This is a genomic window from Acinetobacter sp. ANC5681, assembly GCF_023488045.1.
In the GTDB taxonomy this organism is placed as follows: domain Bacteria; phylum Pseudomonadota; class Gammaproteobacteria; order Pseudomonadales; family Moraxellaceae; genus Acinetobacter.
Window position 1 is genome coordinate 12,999 of record NZ_JAMFKZ010000006.1, and the last position, 20,577, is coordinate 33,575.

Consider the following 20,577-nt stretch of genomic DNA (forward strand, 5'->3'; position numbering starts at 1 on the left):
TTTTATAAAAAAAAGACACTTAAATAAGTGCCTTTTCAAAAAGTTTTACATTTTATTCAGCAGCAAAACTCAAGTTCACCACATCAAGACGATTTTTCATCTCTTCAGGGTCTTTCATATCAAATTCACGTTGCCCATCCAAGGCTTCGAAATCAAATAACTCACGGTCAGCCAATTGTGAAGGCGATACATTCTGTAAGGCACCAAAGATGCTATGTAAACGTTTTGGATGTTGTTTATCCCATTCACGCAGCATGTCATTAATAATTGCACGTTGTAAGTTTTCTTGTGAACCACATAAGTTACATGGAATGATTGGGAACTTTCGTAGATCAGCATATTTAATAATGTCTTTTTCTTCGACATAAGCCAAAGGACGAATCAAGATATTCTTTTTATCTGAAGAAAGAAGTTTTGGTGGCATTGCCTTTAAGCTACCGCCATGGAATAAATTTAAAAAGAAAGTCGCCATAATGTCATCGCGATGATGACCTAATGCAACTTTGGTTGCACCGATTTCTTGTGCGAAGCCATATAACGAACCACGGCGTAGGCGTGAACATACCGCACAGTAGGTTTTACCTTCAGGCGTTAGGCGTTTAGTAATCGTATAAGTGTCTTTTTCAAGAATGTAATATGGAATGTTATTTTCTTCCATATAACGTGGTAAAACATCTTCAGGAAACCCTGGTTGTTTTTGATCAAGATTCACCGCAACAATATCAAAATTGATTGGTGCAATGCGCTTGAACTGCAACAGGATATCCAGCAAGGTGTAGCTGTCCTTACCACCTGAAACGCAGACCATGACCTTGTCGCCATCTTCGATCATGTTGTAATCACGAATTGCATGCCCTACTTGACGACGAAGCTTTTTCAACAGGCGATAATATGCCGAACTCGTCGGAAGCTCAGGCTTAAAATTAAATCCTTGGTTGGACTCCACTGGCGCGTACATAGACGTGATTTACTCATAAACAAAAATACCGCAAGATTTTATCCGATTCCGAAAAGATGCGCACCTAAAGAATTTTTCAATTTCGTGCAATCGTCATATTTCAGTTTCATACTGGTAAAATTCTGACCAAATTATGTCAAAACGGTCTGGATTGCTTATATTTTAAACTTTTCCACAGTTTTCCACAAAAGCTGTGGATAAAATTGTGGATTTCTTCGCTATTGACAAAGTATTTTTATGTGAGAACAAGGCTTACAATCAAATTGATCATTTTTTAATCATTGTTTTTTAGTTAACAAAAACAATGCTTTAAATATGTCAAGACTTAGATTTTAAAAAAAATAATTTAATTTTTTTTGCTGAACATTCGCACAAAACGACTTGCTTTTTGTAAGACAGCGGAAATAAAAAAATTGTAGCTAAAGTTTTTTTTATGCTTTTTTTTGTTACACTACTGTGAACAACTCCATGCTCATCTTTTGTGAATATTATAATGATGGACAAAACAAAATATATTTTCGTTCTTTTTTTGGGGACAATCGGTTTTTTAAATACGACAGTATCTAGTTATGCTGGTCAAACCATTTATCAATTTAAAGATGATAATGGTACAACTTTACTTACCAATAAAAAGAAAGCTGAATACAATCACCTAAAAGTGATTAAAGCGACCTATTATCCTGATAGCAATATTCACAGCTATAGTAACTGGGGCGCAAGTGAAGCCTCTGTTCTACCAAGTTATAGTCGTAATAAAAATGCTTTTGATCAGATGATCCGTCAAGCAGCGCAACAGCATGGCGTCTCAGAAGGTCTTATTAAAGCCGTTATGCATACTGAGTCAGGTTTTAATATTAATGCGCGATCCCCTGTCGGTGCTCAAGGATTAATGCAACTGATGCCTGCAACTGCACGGCGTTTTAACGTGAGTAATGCTTACGACCCTCAACAAAATATTTTTGGTGGTGCGAGATATCTAAGTTGGTTGTTAAAACGTTTTAATGGGGATACACGCCTTGCTATTGCAGCGTATAACGCTGGTGAAGGTAATGTTGATAAATATGGCGATGTTCCACCTTTCAGAGAAACTAGAGATTATGTAAAAAGAGTGACCAGTCGTTATCAAAATCTTTATGCCTCTGGTTTAGGCTCTCTATCAAATTCAAATAACACAAATACTCAAGTGATTGCTCAATCGGCAAATTATACATCTTCAAATTCAGAAGCTGTGTCCGCACCTAAACAATATAGTCGTCAAATTATCACATTGGCCGATGGTACTTTTACAGATGCACCAGGCACATATACCACAGCCAATGCAACTGCATCTGCACGAATCCGAGTAAGTGATTAAACAAAGAAATCACTTATTCTCACATCATGATTTTATTTGTTTTTTTCAAATAAATTAGTCGTTTTCGCCTTCTTAAAACACTTCTATTCTTTTATTAGCTTAATGTATCTACGCTCATTTTTTGCTTGAATTTTTAGGGTTCGCCCTGCATATTAGCGTTATGATTTATAATTTATAAATCAGATCAGTTTTTATTTATAAGAGGATTTTCTCAATGATGCGGATTGGTTTGTTCTTGCTGACCAACCTCGCGGTACTGGTTGTAGCTGGCATTATCTTGTCACTCTTCGGTGTCGGTAGTTACCATGGCGCGGGTGGCTTGAATCTAGGCAACCTTTTAGTCGTCTGTTTTGTCTTTGGTATGGTGGGTTCTTTAATTTCCTTATTCATGTCGAAGTGGATGGCGAAAAAAACCACTGGAACTGAATTAATTGACCCAAATGCTCCTCGTAGTCAAGCAGAAGCTTGGTTACTACAAGAAGTGGCACAACTTTCTCAACGTGCAGGTATTAAAATGCCTGAAGTTGGTATTTTCCCTTCTTACCAGTCCAATGCATTTGCGACAGGTTGGAATAAAAATGATGCTTTAGTCTCTGTTTCGACAGGCTTACTTGAGCGTATGAACAAAGATGAACTTCGTGCTGTACTTGCGCACGAAATCGGTCACGTTGCCAACGGCGATATGGTGACTCTTGCATTGATTCAAGGTGTAGTGAACGCCTTTGTGATGTTCTTTGCACGTATTGCAGGTGACTTTATTGACCGTAATGTGTTCGGTCGTGAAGATGGTGAAGCACCTGGTCTTGCTTATTTTGCTATTACGATTGTACTCGACATCGTATTCGGTATTTTGGCCTCTGCGATTGTAATGTGGTTCTCTCGTCAACGTGAATATCGCGCAGACGAAGCTGGTGCACGTTTAGCAGGCAAACAAGCAATGATTTCTGCTCTACTTCGTTTACAGGCAGAGTCAGAAATGCCAGATCAAATGCCAAAAGAAATGAAAGCATTTGCAATTGCGGAAGGTAAGGAACAAGGCTTTAGCTTAGCGGCTTTATTCCAAACTCACCCAACCATTGAACAACGTGTTGCCGCTTTACAGCAATTAAATGTTCAGTAATCAGTATCAGATAAATGATAAAGCCTCCAAATGGAGGCTTTGTTTTAGAAATTGATTAACTTTATTTTTGATTCTTCCAAATTTCTCGAATCCCATTAGTATTATCAATATAGGTATGCTTACATATTAGTTCTAAATCTCGATAGATTGCATAATCTTTGGTTATTTCAACCGAACTCGCATCATTTTCAAACTCATTATATTGGGTGTATTTATTACGCTTTGAAGAATTTCGAGAAAACTCTTTATTACATTCAATTGTATAGTGAGTAAATTCAACTTTACCTTTTTTAATGATTGATCGAGCTAAATGAATATCTTTCAGATACTTTGTCATATACATCACACCAACTTCACCCACAGGCGTACTGGTATCAATACTATAAGCCCCGATCATTTCATTATTTTTTCGAACTACACGATATTTATCATCAATATTCCAATCATTATCATGATAGTTATAGCCTTTACCCTTAATATATTCTATATGTTTCAAAGAAATAATTTTTTCATTATTACCAATAATACTATTTCCTGTATTTGATTGTGCGTAAGCAAAATGTGCCATACCAAAAACCAAAACCATTAAAATCGCTTTTTTCACATTACACCCCACAAAAATAAATCAAGCCAATAAAAATTAATATGATATATAACACAATATTATTTTAAATCAAATATTTAATTCATTTTAAACGACTGATAAAACTGCCACAGATAACTAAAACCTGCCCAAACTGCAACAAGCAATAAAATGAGTACGGCAATACCCAATAAATCTGGGATACGTAACCAAATCCAACTTACGATCGGATTACGCCAGAAAGCTGAAGTTTTCTGCTTTTGTTCTAGGGATTCATGCAAGAATGGATGCACCATATGAATATCACTATGCACTTGATATTCCTCACGGATATGGTCATGAACGATTTCCAGTGTCTTACGACTTGGACGAATAAATACATCAAATAAGGTACCGACAATCGGTACAAAACCCACCAACATATCCATAATTGCCAGTTTGACCACACCCTTCAATTTATGCTGTGGTACGCCCACTTCTCTGGCTTTTTTAAAAGCATATAGTGTTAAAACAAAACCTGCGATATCGCCTGCAAACGGCATGGTACTCAATGCAGCATCTGCCCCGACTCCCTGTTTGGTAAAAGGAATTCGAACCAAACTGTCCATGGTATTGGCAAATTTTGCTAAATCACGTTCAACAGCAATCGCTTGCTGCTGAGTTAATTTTTTGTGTTCTGTTGGAGCAGTCATTCACTCAACCTAAAAACCATGTTTATGCTTGAGAATAAAGCAGATTTTCCGTTTTGTCGGTACAATTATTATTATCAATCAGAATAAAATCATTGAAGCAATTAATAATTCAGGTCTATGAGCTTAACTCATAGACCTGATCATTCATTTGCACTGAATTTTAAAGATTGTCTTATTCAGTGGTTTCCAGTTTATGTTTAGGCTGGAACATACTGGCAACCAGTACAAACATAAATGGAATAAAGATCAGTACCAATATTGTCCCGAATATCACACCACCTAAAACACTGATACCAATTTCTTGACGGCTTACAGCCCCTGCTCCAAATGCAAAAACCAGTGGAATAACTCCTGCGCCAAATGCAAAAGAAGTCATTAGAATAGGACGCAAACGCAGCCCTGCACCTTGTAGCGCTGCTTGAATGGCATTTTTTCCTTGTGCTTGGGCCATCGCTGCAAATTCAACAATCAAAATTGCATTTTTACAGGATAAGCCAATTGTTGTAAGTAAAGCGATCTGAAAGTAAACATCATTTGGTAAACCAAAAATATGGGCAAAAATAATACTACCGCCAATCCCTAAAGGAATTGCGGTCATCACTGCCATAGGAATACGTAAACTTTCATACAACGCAGCTAAACATAGAAAAATAAATGCAATAGAAATTAGATATAGCCAAATTGCTTGATTAGTCGATTGCTGCTCTTGATAAGAAAGCCCAGTCCATAGTAAACCTAAGCCTTCTTGTTGACCCACCAACTGTTCAATATCTTTCATGGCTTGGCCTGAAGATTGACCATTGACAACGTTAGCTTGTAATTGCAAAGCACTGTATCCCATATAGCGTTGCACAATGCTTGGTGTCCCTCCCCATGATGTCGTTGAAAATGAACTAAAAGGAACCATTTGATTTTGATTATTGCGTACTGACCAGCTATATAAGTCTTCAGGCTTAGAACGGAATGGTGCATCACCTTGTAAAATAACTTGTTTAATTCGACCACGGTCAATAAAGTCATTCACATATGTCCCACCCCATGCGGTCGACAAAGTACTATTAATTTCATTTAGATTTAAACCATTTGCCGTCGCTTGCTTATGGTCAATCTTCACATTCAAAGTAGCTTTACTATCAGTAGATTGTTTATCTAAGTTTTCAAAACTTGAATATTTTTGTCCCAACTGTTGCAACTGTTTAAAACTTTGATCGAGGAATTGCTCACCTTGCCCATTAATATCCTGAATCCATAAATCCATTCCATCTGTTGCGCCTAATCCATTTACCGAAGCAGGCAACGTCACATTGATCTGTGCATCGGGAAATTGGCTAAAATATTTAAGTGCTCTCTTTCGAATAGCTTCAGCAGAGTTTTTCTTCCCAGTACGGTTGTCCCAATGATTTAATGAAACAAAGCCTTGTCCAAGATTTTGCCCCGTTCCAGAATTATTTCGTCCGTAACGAATAAGCACTAAATTGACATTTGCTTTTTCATTCTGAAGAAAATACTGACGAATTGCCTCACCGACCTCCTGACTTTTTGAAAGTGGCGCACTATCCACTAATTTAAATTGAACACTTAATATCCCTTGGTCTTCTTTTGGTAAAAAACTACTTTGTAGACTGCTATAGAACAAAGCAAATACGGCAATTAATGCAATAAAAATCACAGATACAGTGATTTTATAACGAAGCATGGTTTGCACTAGATATAAATACTTATTTTTAAGTGTGTCTATCCCGTTATTAAACCGAATCGCCCATGACTTAGCTTGATGGTTTGGCTTTAAAATCAAAGCACATAAAGCGGGTGTAAGCACCAAAGCCACTACTAAAGATAAGACCATCGCAGCAACCAAAGTGATTGAAAACTGACGATAGATAACCCCAATTGAACCAGCAAAGAAAGACATTGGAATAAAAACGGCTGTTAACACCATGGTAATTCCAATCAATGCACCGCTAATTTCTTGCATAGATTCAACGGCTGCTTGTTTGGGTGACAAATGCTGTTCATGCATAAGCCGTTCAACATTTTCCACTACAACAATTGCATCATCAACCAACAAACCAATCGCAAGCACCAATGCAAAGAGAGTTAAGGTATTAATACTAAATCCAAGTAATTCAAGTACGGCAAAAGTCCCTAAAATCACGATCGGTACAGTAATACTTGGAATAAGCGTAGCACGCCAACTTTGAAGAAAAAGGAACATGACTAAAATAACTAAACCAATTGCTTCGACAAGTGTTTTAATCACCTCTTTAATAGATTCTTGTACAAAGGGAGTATTATCTCTTGGATAAACGATCTTATACCCCGTTGGAAGCTTGCTAGAGAGTTCATCTAAAGTCTGATGAATAAGTTTAGATGTTTGAATTGCGTTGGCACCAGAAGATAAAGAAATACCAAGACCTGCAGCTGGATAACCATTGATCGTATTAAATGATTGATAATTTTCTGCCCCTAATTCAATCCGAGCAATATCTTTTAATTGAACAAAACTTCCAGATACATCTGATTTCACAATAATTTGTTCAAAGTCTTGAATGGTCTTTAAGCGAGAACCTGCTGTTACTTTTGCATTCAAGTATTGACCTTGAGCAACAGGCAAATCTCCGATCGCACCTGCTGCCACCTGTGTATTTTGAGTAGTAATCGCGGTAACGACATCATTTGGAATTAAATTATATTGAGTCAATTTATTTGGATCTAGCCAGATTCGCATTGCATACTGCGATCCAAACACATCTGTTTCACCGACGCCATCAATCCGATTTAAATTATCAAGGACATGTGTAGATAGATAATCAGACAACGCAATATTATTTGCTTGCCCTGTACTGTCATACAGTCCAATCACCATAAAGGTATCACCCAAGGACTTAGTGACATTTACTCCCTGTCGTTGTACCGCATCTGGGAGACGGCGTATCACGCCACTAATTTTATTTTGTACTTGAACCTGTGCTGTATCGGGATTTGTGCCATTTTCAAAACTAATCGTAATACGGCTACGACCAGCTGCATCGCTGGTTGAACTAAAGTACAGTAAATGATCAAGCCCTTGGATTTGTTGCTCTAAAACTTGAGTTACACTTTGTTCAACTGTTTTGGCATCAGCACCACTATAGTTGGTCGATACTGTAATTTTCGGTGGAGCAATATCAGGATAACGTTCAACTGGCAAATTCAGAATTGCCAGTATTCCTAATGCCATCACAATAATGGCAAGCACACCTGCAAAAATTGGACGCTCAATAAAAAATTTAGATAGCATGGCTGCTCATTCCATCGTGGAAACAGTCAATTTTTTCAAAAAGATAGGAAAATAGAGGGACTTTCAATCTACGATCATTACCGAGCTTTCAAGGAAACACCATCCTTATTAACATATCATTGCAAAAAGCGAAAATTACGGAGAAATAATGAATTTTTTATTGATCATCAGCATATTTCATCGAAAACAAATGAGGTCAAAAATTTAATTTACTATCCAATCAAATACTTCTTAATTTTAGATTGACACTCCACTCACTTAAACCGATAGTAGCACGCTCCCTGTTGCTCCCTTATTTTTCTAGGCATATATGAAGGCCAGTTTTAAACATTTTAATATTCTGCTCCTAATTCTATTGCCCGCATTAATTACTGGGGGGTTACTCAGTATTGCTGGTAATTTGTCTGATGGTTTAAGACTGGGATTTCTTTCTTTGCCAGGTGTAGGTTTAATTTGGCTTGCCATTAAAACACAAAAAAAATATTGGTATGGACTTACAGTTTTATGGTGGTTTGCGACTTGGCTTGATGTACTACTACGTTCGAGTACGTGGTTTTTATTTAATAGTGATAATGAAGCCTATTTTATTATTGAAGCAATTGCTAATACCAGTCAGCAGGAAACGTGGGAATTCATACAACTACACTTAAGCACAATCTTAAGTGTGATTTTTAGCCTACTTTGCTTGCTAATTATTTACAGTATTTCTACTTTCAAAGTAATTAAAGCTCACCATCTTGATCAGATGTGGCAGAGTCGAATTTATCGTAGTTGTATCGTTTTACTTGTTCTATTAACAATAACAAGCTATTTAATGAAGCCATCACGTAAAGTTCATCCCATCATTTTTTGGTCAGACTATCAAACAAAACTTCAGGATTTTAAAAATAGAATTAAGCAACATCAAAATGTACACCGACAATGGGACATCAGTGCAAAGCAAAATTTAACTCTAACAAAAAAACAGGATGAGAAACAAACACATGTATTAGTTCTCTCAGAGAGCTTAACAAGTTTAAATTTAGGTATTTGTGGTTATCAACGCGAGACGACTCCACAATTAGCAAAAAAACTTGATGAGTTAAAAATCTTTTGTAATGCATTTTCACCGTCACCTTCAACGATCAATGCACTACGTGTTTTATTGACTGAAAGTCCTGCATCTGCGCATGATCAATATTCTTCGGAAAGCGTTTTAGCTTACGCTCGCGCAGCAGGCTATAAGATTTATTGGTTAAGCAATCAAGATGATAGTTATTTATCTTCATTATTTGGTTCTTATGCAGATACGGCTGTTTATAAAAATACACGATCAGGAAGAAGTAGTCATTCATTAGATGAAAAGCTTATTCCCGTTTATCAACAAGCTCTTGCAGATCCGGATCCTAAAAAACTGATTATTCTTCATTTGATTGGCGCACATCCAAATTACAAAGAACGTTACCCATTAGCGTTTAATAAATTTACTGGAGACAGTAATGATGCTGTCGAACTCGACCTCAAGAATCGTAATATTGATCCTTGGGTTCGTTCACTACGCAATGATTATGATAATGCAGTATTATATGAAGACTCGTTGCTTGCTAGATTTTTAGATGATCTAAAGGCTGATAATAATTCTGACTTTAGATCTTTTATGGTCGTTTCAGATCATGGAAATGAAGTTGGTCATGAAATTGACTATGCTGGTCACAGCCCGAATACAAAAGCGGGATACCAAGTTCCTGTGATTATGTGGCATGACAATATGCAAGTCACGGGTGTCAATAAAGAAAAAATGCTTAATACAGCAGAACTTGATAACAATTTAATGCATATCATGGGTCTTAAAAATAAAACTGCTTCACCGCAATCTTATTGGTTAGATCGTGATTATCGTTTTACGCCTGAAGTAAATTGGCCTTATTGGAAACAGAAGTCATAATCTCCCTCCAGACCCCGCTTTATCAAAGCCTAAAATCAGATATTGGATTTCAAACATTCAGTTAAAAAAATCATTATTTTCATAAAATTATCATCTAATTGTCATCCATTTGATAAATTAAAACGGCAAGATCAATGCTTTAAGAAAAACTAATGAGTTAAATTATGTTCAAAAAAGTATTGATCTGTATTAGCTTGATCGGTCTGACAGCTTGCAATGATGACAACAAAGATCAACAAAGCACGGCGCAACCTGAACCTCAATTACCACAAGTGATTGGACATCGTGGCGCGAGCGCACTTCGTCCAGAACATACACTCGCATCCTATCAAAAAGCGATTGATGATGGTGCTGATTTTATTGAACCAGATTTGGTATCAAGCAAAGACGGCATATTGGTTGCTCGCCATGAAAATGAGATCAGCGGCACAACCAATGTTGCAACGCTTCCTCAATTTGCAGACCGTAAAAAAACTAAAATTATTGATGGCGTGAGTTTAACAGGTTGGTTTACTGAAGATTTTACTTTGGCCGAGCTAAAACAGCTCAAAGCACGTGAGCGTATTCCCCAGTATCGTGCTGCCAATACGCAATATAATGATCAATTTGAAATCCCGACACTCGATGAAATCATTGATTTAGCTGCAAAGCATTATCAAAAAACGGGCAAAATTATTGGTCTTTATCCAGAAACCAAACACCCAACCTATTTCCAAAAACAGAATTTGGCTATGGAAGATACTTTGTTAAAAACCTTATCCAAATACCAATATAGCCGCGATATTGCGCCTATTTACTTACAGTCTTTTGAAGTTGGCAATCTAAAATATTTAAAAAATCAACTCGATTTACACAAGAGTGTTAAGCATGCACAATTGATTCAGCTCTATGATTCGCCTGAAGCAAGACCAGCAGATTATGTTGCACAAAACAATCCTAAAACCTATGCAGATCTAGCAACGGCACAAGGCCTCAAAGACGTTTCGGCCTATGCCAATGGTGTAGGTCCATGGAAAGTCTATGTCTTTAAAGATGCAGCAATGACACAGACCACCTCTTTTATTGCAGATGCCCATAAAGTCAATTTAAAAGTACATCCTTATACCTTCCGCCCTGAAAATAATTTCCTACCAGACAGCTTAAAATGTAGTAAGGATACGTCCAAAGCAGCCGAGCGTTGTGAGTCTGGTTCAATCAAGGAAATGCAACTTTACTTCAAGGCTGGCGTAGATGGTGTATTTACTGATGATCCAGCATTAGGTCGTCAGGCAGTACAAAGTTATCAAGCAACTAAATAAGTCAAAGTAGTGAATAAGGGCAGTTGTTCTACTGCTCTTATTTTTAAGAAAGAGTAAGTTGCTTGTGTTTGACTTGTTCCCATTGCCACCAACCATATGCAGCCAACAACACAAAAGCGGCATACAATCCTGCGGTTAAAAATAATTCTTTATAAATAAACATACCTACATAGACAATATCGACAAATACCCAAAGTACCCAAGTTGCGATATGTTTACGACTTGTCCAATAGGTTGCCAGTAAACTAAAAGCAGCGAGTTGGGCATCTAATAACGGTACAGCAGCATCGGTAAAATGTTTAAGCGTTAAACCAAACAATAATCCACCGATTGCTGCTAAACACATTTGCATCAATACCCTTTTGGCTGCAATTGGTTCGATCCGAATCTCATGGTCTTGGCGTTTACCTTTAAGCCAATAATAAAAACCATAGAAATTAATCAGCATGAATAAGAATTGTAAAATCGTTTCGCCGTATAATTTAAAGGTGAAAAAAAGGTAAGCATATAAAATAAATGCCAAAAAATTAAACCACCAACACCACATATTCCGTTTTATCGTGAGCGCAACACCGATCACACTAATAATCACGGCAATAATTTCTAAAGAAGACAAGAGCAAACTACTTTGAAAATCCGAATGACAACATTATGGAAATATTCTTTATTTAAGCAAGCCAAAAAATCTTGATCTGATGCGCTTCTATTCGCCATATTTTTAAAGCTTTAAAGCCAAAGGTTATTTTTTCACTCAAGCCTTATGCTATAAAAATGTAAAGCTTATTTTAAAATTTCTCACATGTTGATTCACAAGGTTTCAGCCACTCGTCTTATTCACATTAAGGATTGCATTCCCGCCAATGCAATGTGGCGAAGCGTCTGCATTTTTATGTGAGGGGACTTTGCACAGCTTCATCCGATGACAATTTAACAAGCTCATCATTTGAAAAATTGAGGTTGCCTCAATCGCGACCTTTTTTATTTCCTTCATTTTTAATTACTCAAATATAGCGTTGCAATCACAACGACAACGGGAGCATTTCCATGACACAGTGAGAGTGATGCTGATTACGATTATGACGCCTGTATTAGCAAGTTTTTGGGGGATATTTTTCAATCATGAGCCGCTTAATTCACATTTGATTTTAGGCTTAATCTTTTTATGTGCGGGATTGTTTTTATATGCTTATCGCTCAAGCCCACATCGAATTAAATAGTATAAAACTGATAGGTCAATAAAATGACCTATCCTTTATAGTCTCAATCCGTTTCACACTGTAAACTACATACCATCCAATTAGAATTTCCCACAGATTTGCTCAAGGATGAAAGAATCTATGCGTTCAAATATTTTATGGCTTTGCTTTGGCATTTTTTTGCTATTACAAGGTTGTGTCAATGCGACAATTCAACCTCAAAAAATTCAATCTCAACCAACAGAATTAAAACAACGTTATTTTCAAGCAAAAACAATCGCATCAGATGGAACAATCATTGCGTTTACAGTGTATCAACCACATTTAAAAGCAGGACAAACAGCTCCTTTGCTGCTACATACCCATGGTTTTGGTTTATCTCGAATGAAAAGACCAGAATTAAGCTTGTATGGTTTTTTACTTCCGACGGGTCAAGTAGCCAAAACAGCGTGGAAAAATGGCTATTGGGTCATCAGCTATGATCAACGTGGTCATGGAAATACTCAGGGTAAAATTCGCTTAACCGATCCTGAAAAAGAAGCTCAAGATGTCATTAGCATCATGAACTGGGCTGAAAAAAACTTGCCACAACTGGCGCAAAATCAAAATGGTGTTCGTACAGGTATGATTGGCGAATCTTATGCAGGCGGTGTGCAATACATTGCTTCTGCTTTAGACCCTCGCCTACAAGCAATTGTACCAATCACAACTTGGTATGATATCGTCGATAGCCTTGTACCCAATGGCATTCCAAAAGGAGATTGGCTAAGTTTCTTGAATTTGATTGGTGACTGGTGGAACTGGAACAAATTTGATCCCGAACTTAAACAAGCTTATCAAGATATCCAACAAGGTCAGTTGAAACAATCAACTTATGATTTTCTAAAGACACATCAAGCTAGTTGGTTTTGCGAAACTGCCCAAGCTCCTCAAACAGATGCTCTCATCATTCAAGGGTTTAGAGATGTTTTATTTCCTTTTAACCAAGGTGTAAAAGCAGCTCAATGTATTCAGAAATCGCAGTATGAAGTCCATTTAATCGGCGTACAAGGCGGACATTTACAACCATTTGCACAGCATTCTCCATTAGGTGATACTCCTTTTTGGTATATTGGAAAATCTGTCACCTGTGGAAATCAAAAAAAATATAAATTACAAGACACGATCATGGGATGGTTTGATCAAAAACTCAAAGACCAAACTGCAACAATTGATTTACCAGAATTATGTGTCGACAAAAGTCCGATCTATAAGTTCAAAGATTTAGATGCAAAAACACAATACACGTTAAATAAAACTTGGATTGAACCTCAGAATTCGCAAGCTGTGTTCGTTCCGATCCATACAATAACTGAATTGGCACATATCACGGGTACACCACAACTCACTTTAAAGATCGAAACGCCAAATAATAAAGTAGAACCAACACTATTTATTTCTATGGCCATTAAATCTGGAAAAACGGGTAAATATGCTATTTTAAATGATCAAACAACAGCATTAAATCCAAGCAAAAAACATACTTTTGATCAAGTTATTTCTAATAAAAATTCAGCATCCAAAGTAAATCAAACTATTGAATTACCTAGTATTAATGGACGTTTGAATAAAGGCGATACTTTAGGCTTACTGATTCAGACCGAAAGTATTTATTATCAAAAAATTAAACAACCTAAAATTGAAGCATGGATTTCAGGTCAAATTACTTTACCTAAATTTTGGAGTGAGATTTCAAATAAGGAATGATCATAATTTCTAAATATCGAGAGTGAATTTTACCACTCTCGATTTGCAATCAATTGTTCCATTTCAATCTCAAAATAACCTGCTTCTTGCACAATCATCATCATAGCTTCAGCAATGTAATCCGCAGCCGTATCATCTAAACTTGAATCTAGGTCTTCAAACTGGGGTTTCATCTCATTAATTGCGATCATTGTATGATGAGCAAAATGATATATTTCTGCTTCAGTTAAACCAGAACGACCCACCTTTTTGGAAAAGTGTTTAATCTGTTGTTTAACTTCGGCAACGAGAATGTCAGGATAATATTCATCATCAAACATGGGGAGAAGGAGATCTTCAAACATAAATAAAATAATATGCCAATAAAACGCCATGCTTATAACATAATCTCATAAAAATCACGATATTTAGACATAAAAAAAGCGATCTTTCCTACCGCTTTTAAAAAAGATAATTTAGTCTTTTTTAGCACTTAAACTTTTTGCGATCTTGGCAAGCTCTATAAATTCCTCACGCATTTGGTAAGGATCTGGTTTTGCAGATTGCTGGGCTAACTGAATAATTTGATCCCACCCCATAGCAGCATTGTATTGCCCACCTTTTAGCTGCTGGGCATAGGAAGCCACCGCAATCGCAAAACGAGTATCGCTATTGGCCTGAGCAAGGGACTTACTTTGCGCTTTTACAGCTTGGTTTAAAAGAATGCTCTTCTCTTGATTTGGCAATTTATAGCGCAAATTTACAAACGCATATTCAGATTTTTTCGTTGTATCTGTTTTTGTCGATGCCTGATAACGTGAATCATTGAGCCAGCCTTGCTGCCCCACTGGAATGATTTCATAAATTGCCGTCACGTTATGCCCTGCCCCGATATCGCCCGCATCAACTTTATCATTATTGAAATCTTCCTGTTTCAACATCCGATTTTCATAGCCAACTAAACGATATTCTTTTACCGTAGCAGGATTAAACTCCACCTGAATTTTTACATCCTGAGCAACCGTTGCCAGTGTTGACGAAAGCTGACGTTGTACCACTTTTTTCGCTTCATTTTTATTATCAATATAGCTGTAATTACCATCTCCTGCATCCGCCAGTTGCTCCATCAACTGCTCATTATAATTTCCTGTCCCAAAGCCCAATGTGGTTAAAGAAATACCACTTTTACGTTTCTCAGCCACCATCCCTTTTAAAGTACTAAAGTCAGTAATACCTACATTAAAGTCGCCATCAGTTGCCAATAAAATGCGATTGATTCCATTCTTCACAAAAGCTTTTTCAGCTTGTTTATAAGCCAGTTGAATTGCCTGTTCGCCTGCGGTTGCCCCACTTGCCTGTAATTCATTAATGACGGTTAAAATTTTGTCTTTTTGATCACCAGAAGTGGGTGCTAAAATGAGTTTCTCACCACTAGCATAAGTAATAATCGTGACTTTATCTTGAGGTCGCAATTGCTCGGTCAATAATCTAAGAGTTTGCTTAACCAAGGGTAATTTATCTGGGGCATCCATACTACCGGAAACATCAACCAAGAATACCAAATTGGCTGGTGGTAACTGTTTGATTACCAAGTCTTTGGCTTGAATCCCGATTTTGATCAGTTTGGCATTTTCTTTCCACGGTGAATCAACAATTTCAGTCGTGACCGAGAATGAGTGAATGCTGTTTGGCTGCGGATATTGATAATCAAAGTAGTTAATCATTTCCTCAGCACGAACCGCATCGACTGGTGGCAAACGCCCATCATTCAGGAAACGGCGGGTATTGCTATAACTGCCTGTATCGACATCAATGCTAAAGGTTGAAACTGCCTGATCTGCAACCCGATGTACAGGATTCACATCATTTTTTTGGTATTTTTCAGTATTCTGTTCTAGCCGCACGCTTTCTGGACTAGGCATTGCCGCCATGTACGCAGCAGGAGCAATCATCTTTCGGGTACTATCCGCTGCCATATTAGACATAACCAAAGATGCAGGAGCGACTACATGGCTACGTTCCTTTACGGGATTACCACAGGCGATCATCATGGAACTTAGCAAGGTTAAGGTCAGTATTTTTGTAGATTGATGCATAATAAAATCCCCCAATTTTATGTCTTTTAAATGAATAACAAGATTGAAGTGATTGTATGCAAAAAGATAAAGATACATCGTATTTGAATGTATTTTTATCTTCATTATTTCTCTGTAATTATTGAGCTAAACACATCGCATTCCAAACTTTTATCGCATCGCTTGTGGCTTTAACATCGTGCACTCGAACAATACTAGCCCCCTGCTGAATACTCAGTAGATGTCCCATGACACTTCCAAGCGCACGTTCCTGTGCAGGTATACCATTCAATGCCTCACCAATGAAACGTTTACGTGACAAACCTGACAGGATCGGATAGCCCATCTGGTTCAGCTTCCAGAATTCATTCAATAATTGAAAATTCTGTTGTGCGTTCTTGGCAAAACCGAAACCTGGGTCGATAATAATATTTTCTTTGCTTACTCCGACTGCAATTGCTTGATTAAGCCGCTGCTGTAATTCATGAATCACATCTTCAGTCACATCCTGATATTGATCCAACTGATTCATATTGGTCGGTTCACCACGCATATGCATCAACACCACAGGAATATTTAATTCAACCGCCGTTTCTAAAGCTTGTGGACGAGTTAAAGCACGAACATCATTCCAGATATGCGCACCTGCTTTCACGGCAGCTCGAATCACCTCAGGCTGACTGGTATCAATCGATATGATCACATCATATTTTGCCAATGCTTCAACCACTGGAATAACCCGTTGAATTTCTTCTTCCAATTCAACGGGTGATGCATTTGGGCGAGTTGACTCTCCACCAATATCAATAATGCTTGCACCCTCTTCCATCATCTGCAAAGCACGTTGAACCGCCTGTTCTTTATGATGATGCTGTCCACCATCACTGAAAGAATCAGGGGTGACATTGAGAATACCCATAATCTGTGGCTGGGATAAATCCAGTGTAAAACGGCCACATTGTAACTGCTGCTGTGGTAATGGCATCAACTGCATTATCAAAAAACTCTTAACACTTTACGAATCACTTTAGTTTAACAAGACTATTCTGAGAACATTGTTGATTTATTTTTCAGCTTAGCCAAAATAAGGACAAAAAAAGAGCCGCTTTTAGCGACTCTCTTTGATTTTAACCATTAGCCCATTGCTGGTAATGGTGGTGGTGTAGATGGACCATCTTTCGGTGGTTCAAATGCAGCCACTGGATTTTCAGGAATATAGACCTTAGGTGGTTGTGGTTCACGACCTTCCATAATGTCACGGATTTGATCACGATCAATGGTTTCCCAATCCATCAGTGCTTTCACCATTGCATGCGCGATATCTTTATTATTTTCCAAGATATTACGTGCAACGGTATATTGCTCATCCAGAATACGACGTACTTCTTCATCGACTTTTTGTTGAGTCGCTTCTGAAATAGTACGGCTACCAACATTACCGAAGAAACCACTCTGGTTTTCGTCCTCATACACCATGACACCAAGTGCATCTGACATACCATATTTGGTGACCATTGCACGTGCCATTTTGGTTGCACGTTCAAAGTCATTGGATGCACCCGTTGACATGCGGTTGATGAAGATTTCTTCCGCAATACGACCACCAAACAGGATTGAAAGTTCATTCAACATCTTGTCTTTATAATGGCTGGTCTGGTCTTGTTCAGGAAGCTGCCAAGTCACGCCCAATGCCCAACCACGCGGCATGATCGTGACTTTATGCACAGGATCTGTACCTGGTAGGATTTCAGCAACAATCGCATGTCCAGCTTCATGGTAAGCCGTCGCACGACGTTCTTCTTCACGGATCACCATCGACTTACGCTCAGGACCCATGTAGATTTTGTCTTTTGCATCTTCAAAGTCATGCATATCCACCGTGTTTTTGTTACGGCGAGCAGCAAACAATGCAGCCTCATTGACTAAGTTCGCAAGCTGTGCACCAGAAAAACCAGGTGTACCACGAGCAAGGACTTTAACATCCACACCAGTCACTGACGGCAGTTTCTTCAAGTGAACATTCAGGATTTGCTCACGACCACGGATGTCTGGTAAACCAACCATTACCTGACGGTCAAAACGACCTGGACGAAGTAAAGCTTTATCCAATACATCTACACGGTTTGTGGCAGCAATTACGATCACACCTTCATTGCCTTCAAAACCGTCCATCTCTACAAGCATTTGGTTCAAAGTTTGTTCACGTTCATCATGACCACCACCTGTACCTGAACCACGATGGCGACCTACAGCATCAATCTCGTCAATGAAAATGATACATGGCGCATGACGTTTTGCCTGCTCGAACATATCACGGACACGTGATGCACCCACACCAACAAACATTTCAACGAAGTCAGAACCCGAGATACTGAAGAAAGGAACTTTAGCTTCACCTGCAATTGCTTTCGCCAATAATGTTTTACCCGTACCTGGAGGACCCACCATCAATACACCACGTGGAATGGTCGCACCAAGACGCTTAAATTTAGCAGGGTCTTTCAGGAAATCTACAATTTCGACCACTTCTTGTTTTGCTTCGTCACAGCCCGCAACATCAGTAAATGTGACCTTGATCTGGTCTTCAGACAGCATTTTTGCCTTTGACTTACCAAAGCTCATCGGACCGTTCTTACCACCAGCACCACCGCCCATATTCCGCATAAAGAACATGAATAATAAGATGATCAGTAATACAGGGAAGCTTGCAATGAGAAGTTGCATCAAAATGCCTTGACGTTGTGGCGCAGTACCTTCAACCACCACATTCTGTTTATTCAAGCTTGGAAGCAATTCAGTGTCTTCTACTTGTGGACGAACCGTTTCAAAAGAAGAACCATTGGTTTTTTCACCACTAATGTTTAAACCGTCAATGGTGACTTGTTTAATTTGCCCAGCATTCACCGCTGCAACGAAATCTGAATATTTCATCGCTGCAGGCTTATTGCGGTCACTGACGTTGCTAAAAATCAAAATCAGAACACCGAGTATGATGAGCCACAATACGGCATTCTTGAAGTAATCGCTCAAGGCTTTATTCCCATATCAATCTAATTTGATCATACCTAATCTTGGCTGACCTTCACAAAAACAGCAATGAATTTGCGTTGCAAAAAACGTAAAAGGTACAAAATGCACAATTTTTAACAACTTGGCAAGTACACTTTTATTGCAATGCCTTTTTACGACCTTGACCAATCAAAAAAACTTCTTTTGATCGAGCACGAGATGCCGCAGGTTTGGCTGTTTTTAATACATCAAAACTATCAACAACTTGTTTTCTGAACTCATCAAATCCTGAACCCTGAAACACCTTAACCACAAGCTGTCCATTTGGTCCCAAAACTTTCTGAGCAAAATCCAGTGCCAACTCACACAAATAAATTTGGCGTGGCTGGTCGACAGCCCTATTACCTGATGTATTGGGGGCCATATCAGAAATTACAATGTCTACCTGACGGCCATTTAAAATATTTAACAATTTTTCGAAGACTTCCTCTTCCCTAAAGTCACCCTGTAAAAAGGTCACGTCTGGAAGCGCATCCATTGGCAGGATATCCGATGCAATCACCAAACCATTGGCACCAACGAGCTTACCTGCGATCTGTGACCAACTGCCAGGCGCAGCACCCAAGTCGACAACTGTCATGCCAGGTTTAATCAGTTTATATTTTTCTTGGATTTCGAGTAACTTATATGCTGCGCGTGCGCGATACCCCTCTTTCTGCGCCTTTTTAACAAAAGGATCATCCAGATGCTCTCTCATCCACGCACGACTGCTTTTAGACAATTTTTGATTGGTAATGCGTGTCGCCATAACTCACTAAATTTCATAACACTTCTGATTGGTCATTGTACGTGAAAATTACTCTCATTACAGTACGGATGTAGCGTAATCACACGAACTTTTACAGATTTTTTTCGATCAACATCATTGGTTATTTTAACAGTTTCTTGAATATTTATGATCAGTCTGCCTGCTGAATCTATCTTAGGTTTGGGATGCAGGCTATACTAGGTCGTTTTTCAAATCAGGTATTTTTAATGGCGGCTTTATCTATCCATGAACGTAAGCGTTTGCGTCAAATTGGACATGCACTTAACCCAGTTGTAATGGTTGGTAGCCAAGGTCTTACAGAAAACGTCATTGAAGAAACGAATCGCGCTTTAAATGACCATGAGTTGATTAAGGTGAAAGTTGCGGGTGAAGACCGTGATGCGCGTGCGGCAGTGATTGATGCCCTTGTTGAGGCGACTGGTGCGGAATCGGTACAGAAAATTGGTAAAATTGTTTTGCTTTATAAAAAGGCAGCCAAACAAAACCAGCATCTTTCCAACCTCGTTCGTTTTGCTCACCTCAGTAATAAGTAAG

Annotated in this window: 16 protein-coding genes and 1 pseudogene; 7 read left to right on the top strand and 10 right to left on the bottom strand. The window is 38.3% G+C overall.

Annotated features, from left to right (window positions below):
• Positions 1 to 52: 52 nt before the first annotated feature.
• The gene (gene ttcA / locus M5121_RS05420) at positions 53 to 958 is read right to left on the bottom strand and encodes a tRNA 2-thiocytidine(32) synthetase TtcA (protein WP_005161680.1); all 906 of its coding nucleotides are present in this window, start codon (positions 956 to 958) and stop codon (positions 53 to 55) included.
• Between the two features lie 496 nt (positions 959 to 1,454).
• Here ttcA and M5121_RS05425 point away from each other — a divergent pair, with 496 nt between their 5' ends.
• Together M5121_RS05425 and htpX are read left to right on the top strand one after the other, a co-directional pair.
• Complete coding sequence (locus M5121_RS05425) at positions 1,455 to 2,312, top strand: lytic transglycosylase domain-containing protein (RefSeq protein WP_205666487.1); 858 nt, start codon at positions 1,455 to 1,457, stop codon at positions 2,310 to 2,312.
• Positions 2,313 to 2,526: 214 nt separating this feature from the next.
• Positions 2,527 to 3,432 carry a protease HtpX gene (gene htpX / locus M5121_RS05430; protein ID WP_004660837.1) on the top strand — a complete coding sequence of 302 codons (906 nt, stop codon included), beginning with the start codon at positions 2,527 to 2,529 and terminating at the stop codon, positions 3,430 to 3,432.
• 61 nt (positions 3,433 to 3,493) lie between these two features.
• Here htpX and M5121_RS05435 read toward each other — a convergent pair whose 3' ends face one another.
• From M5121_RS05435 to M5121_RS05445, 3 genes are all read right to left on the bottom strand, one after another.
• Complete coding sequence (locus M5121_RS05435; RefSeq protein WP_087546595.1) at positions 3,494 to 4,036, bottom strand: hypothetical protein; 543 nt, start codon at positions 4,034 to 4,036, stop codon at positions 3,494 to 3,496.
• Positions 4,037 to 4,113: 77 nt separating this feature from the next.
• The gene (locus M5121_RS05440; protein ID WP_249570572.1) at positions 4,114 to 4,707 is read right to left on the bottom strand and encodes a DUF4112 domain-containing protein; all 594 of its coding nucleotides are present in this window, start codon (positions 4,705 to 4,707) and stop codon (positions 4,114 to 4,116) included.
• Positions 4,708 to 4,879: 172 nt separating this feature from the next.
• Complete coding sequence (locus M5121_RS05445; protein WP_249570573.1) at positions 4,880 to 7,987, bottom strand: multidrug efflux RND transporter permease subunit; 3,108 nt, start codon at positions 7,985 to 7,987, stop codon at positions 4,880 to 4,882.
• Between the two features lie 310 nt (positions 7,988 to 8,297).
• On the opposite strand from M5121_RS05445, the gene M5121_RS05450 reads away from it, so the two are divergent.
• Positions 8,298 to 9,911 (top strand): phosphoethanolamine transferase, encoded by a 1,614-nt coding sequence (locus M5121_RS05450; protein WP_249570574.1) that lies wholly within the window; start codon positions 8,298 to 8,300, stop codon positions 9,909 to 9,911.
• A 164-nt stretch (positions 9,912 to 10,075) separates the two neighbouring features.
• Positions 10,076 to 11,209, top strand: a complete 1,134-nt coding sequence (locus M5121_RS05455) for a glycerophosphodiester phosphodiesterase (RefSeq protein ID WP_249570575.1) — start codon at positions 10,076 to 10,078, stop codon at positions 11,207 to 11,209.
• Positions 11,210 to 11,252: 43 nt separating this feature from the next.
• Here the strand turns inward: M5121_RS05455 and pnuC are convergent, their stop codons facing one another.
• Complete coding sequence (gene pnuC, locus M5121_RS05460) at positions 11,253 to 11,825, bottom strand: nicotinamide riboside transporter PnuC (RefSeq protein WP_087543450.1); 573 nt, start codon at positions 11,823 to 11,825, stop codon at positions 11,253 to 11,255.
• 442 nt (positions 11,826 to 12,267) lie between these two features.
• Here pnuC and M5121_RS05465 point away from each other — a divergent pair.
• Both M5121_RS05465 and M5121_RS05470 read left to right on the top strand, forming a co-directional pair.
• Positions 12,268 to 12,426: pseudogene (locus tag M5121_RS05465) on the top strand (DMT family transporter); the annotation flags it as partial.
• 120 nt (positions 12,427 to 12,546) lie between these two features.
• Entirely contained in the window at positions 12,547 to 14,151 is a 1,605-nt protein-coding gene (locus tag M5121_RS05470) for a CocE/NonD family hydrolase (RefSeq protein ID WP_249570576.1), read from the top strand.
• A 29-nt stretch (positions 14,152 to 14,180) separates the two neighbouring features.
• Here the strand turns inward: M5121_RS05470 and M5121_RS05475 are convergent, their stop codons facing one another.
• The 5 genes from M5121_RS05475 to rlmE all read right to left on the bottom strand — a co-directional run bounded on the left by M5121_RS05475 (position 14,181) and on the right by rlmE (position 20,022).
• Positions 14,181 to 14,495 (bottom strand): DUF5713 family protein, encoded by a 315-nt coding sequence (locus tag M5121_RS05475; protein ID WP_034602853.1) that lies wholly within the window; start codon positions 14,493 to 14,495, stop codon positions 14,181 to 14,183.
• A 111-nt stretch (positions 14,496 to 14,606) separates the two neighbouring features.
• Entirely contained in the window at positions 14,607 to 16,226 is a 1,620-nt protein-coding gene (locus tag M5121_RS05480) for a vWA domain-containing protein (RefSeq protein ID WP_249570577.1), read from the bottom strand.
• Positions 16,227 to 16,344: 118 nt separating this feature from the next.
• Positions 16,345 to 17,199 (bottom strand): dihydropteroate synthase, encoded by an 855-nt coding sequence (gene folP, locus M5121_RS05485; protein WP_249570578.1) that lies wholly within the window; start codon positions 17,197 to 17,199, stop codon positions 16,345 to 16,347.
• A 140-nt stretch (positions 17,200 to 17,339) separates the two neighbouring features.
• Positions 17,340 to 19,235 (bottom strand): ATP-dependent zinc metalloprotease FtsH, encoded by a 1,896-nt coding sequence (gene ftsH, locus M5121_RS05490; protein WP_249570579.1) that lies wholly within the window; start codon positions 19,233 to 19,235, stop codon positions 17,340 to 17,342.
• Between the two features lie 136 nt (positions 19,236 to 19,371).
• A complete protein-coding gene (gene rlmE / locus M5121_RS05495; RefSeq protein WP_249570580.1) occupies positions 19,372 to 20,022 on the bottom strand; it encodes a 23S rRNA (uridine(2552)-2'-O)-methyltransferase RlmE in 651 nt (216 codons plus the stop codon).
• 227 nt (positions 20,023 to 20,249) lie between these two features.
• On the opposite strand from rlmE, the gene yhbY reads away from it, so the two are divergent.
• Positions 20,250 to 20,576 (top strand): ribosome assembly RNA-binding protein YhbY, encoded by a 327-nt coding sequence (gene yhbY, locus M5121_RS05500; RefSeq protein ID WP_034423105.1) that lies wholly within the window; start codon positions 20,250 to 20,252, stop codon positions 20,574 to 20,576.
• Position 20,577 lies beyond the last annotated feature (1 nt).

What these genes read in the sequence shown, in the direction of transcription:
- folP (WP_249570578.1), bottom strand. Translation starts at nt 17,199, where the DNA reads ATGCAGTTGATGCCATTACCACAGCAGCAGTTACAATGTGGCCGTTTT.
- ttcA (WP_005161680.1), bottom strand. Translation starts at nt 958, where the DNA reads ATGTACGCGCCAGTGGAGTCCAACCAAGGATTTAATTTTAAGCCTGAG.
- M5121_RS05475 (WP_034602853.1), bottom strand. Translation starts at nt 14,495, where the DNA reads ATGTTTGAAGATCTCCTTCTCCCCATGTTTGATGATGAATATTATCCT.
- M5121_RS05440 (WP_249570572.1), bottom strand. Translation starts at nt 4,707, where the DNA reads ATGACTGCTCCAACAGAACACAAAAAATTAACTCAGCAGCAAGCGATT.
- M5121_RS05455 (WP_249570575.1), top strand. Translation starts at nt 10,076, where the DNA reads ATGTTCAAAAAAGTATTGATCTGTATTAGCTTGATCGGTCTGACAGCT.
- htpX (WP_004660837.1), top strand. Translation starts at nt 2,527, where the DNA reads ATGATGCGGATTGGTTTGTTCTTGCTGACCAACCTCGCGGTACTGGTT.
- M5121_RS05425 (WP_205666487.1), top strand. Translation starts at nt 1,455, where the DNA reads ATGGACAAAACAAAATATATTTTCGTTCTTTTTTTGGGGACAATCGGT.
- M5121_RS05450 (WP_249570574.1), top strand. Translation starts at nt 8,298, where the DNA reads ATGAAGGCCAGTTTTAAACATTTTAATATTCTGCTCCTAATTCTATTG.
- M5121_RS05480 (WP_249570577.1), bottom strand. Translation starts at nt 16,226, where the DNA reads ATGCATCAATCTACAAAAATACTGACCTTAACCTTGCTAAGTTCCATG.
- rlmE (WP_249570580.1), bottom strand. Translation starts at nt 20,022, where the DNA reads ATGGCGACACGCATTACCAATCAAAAATTGTCTAAAAGCAGTCGTGCG.
- yhbY (WP_034423105.1), top strand. Translation starts at nt 20,250, where the DNA reads ATGGCGGCTTTATCTATCCATGAACGTAAGCGTTTGCGTCAAATTGGA.
- M5121_RS05445 (WP_249570573.1), bottom strand. Translation starts at nt 7,987, where the DNA reads ATGCTATCTAAATTTTTTATTGAGCGTCCAATTTTTGCAGGTGTGCTT.
- M5121_RS05470 (WP_249570576.1), top strand. Translation starts at nt 12,547, where the DNA reads ATGCGTTCAAATATTTTATGGCTTTGCTTTGGCATTTTTTTGCTATTA.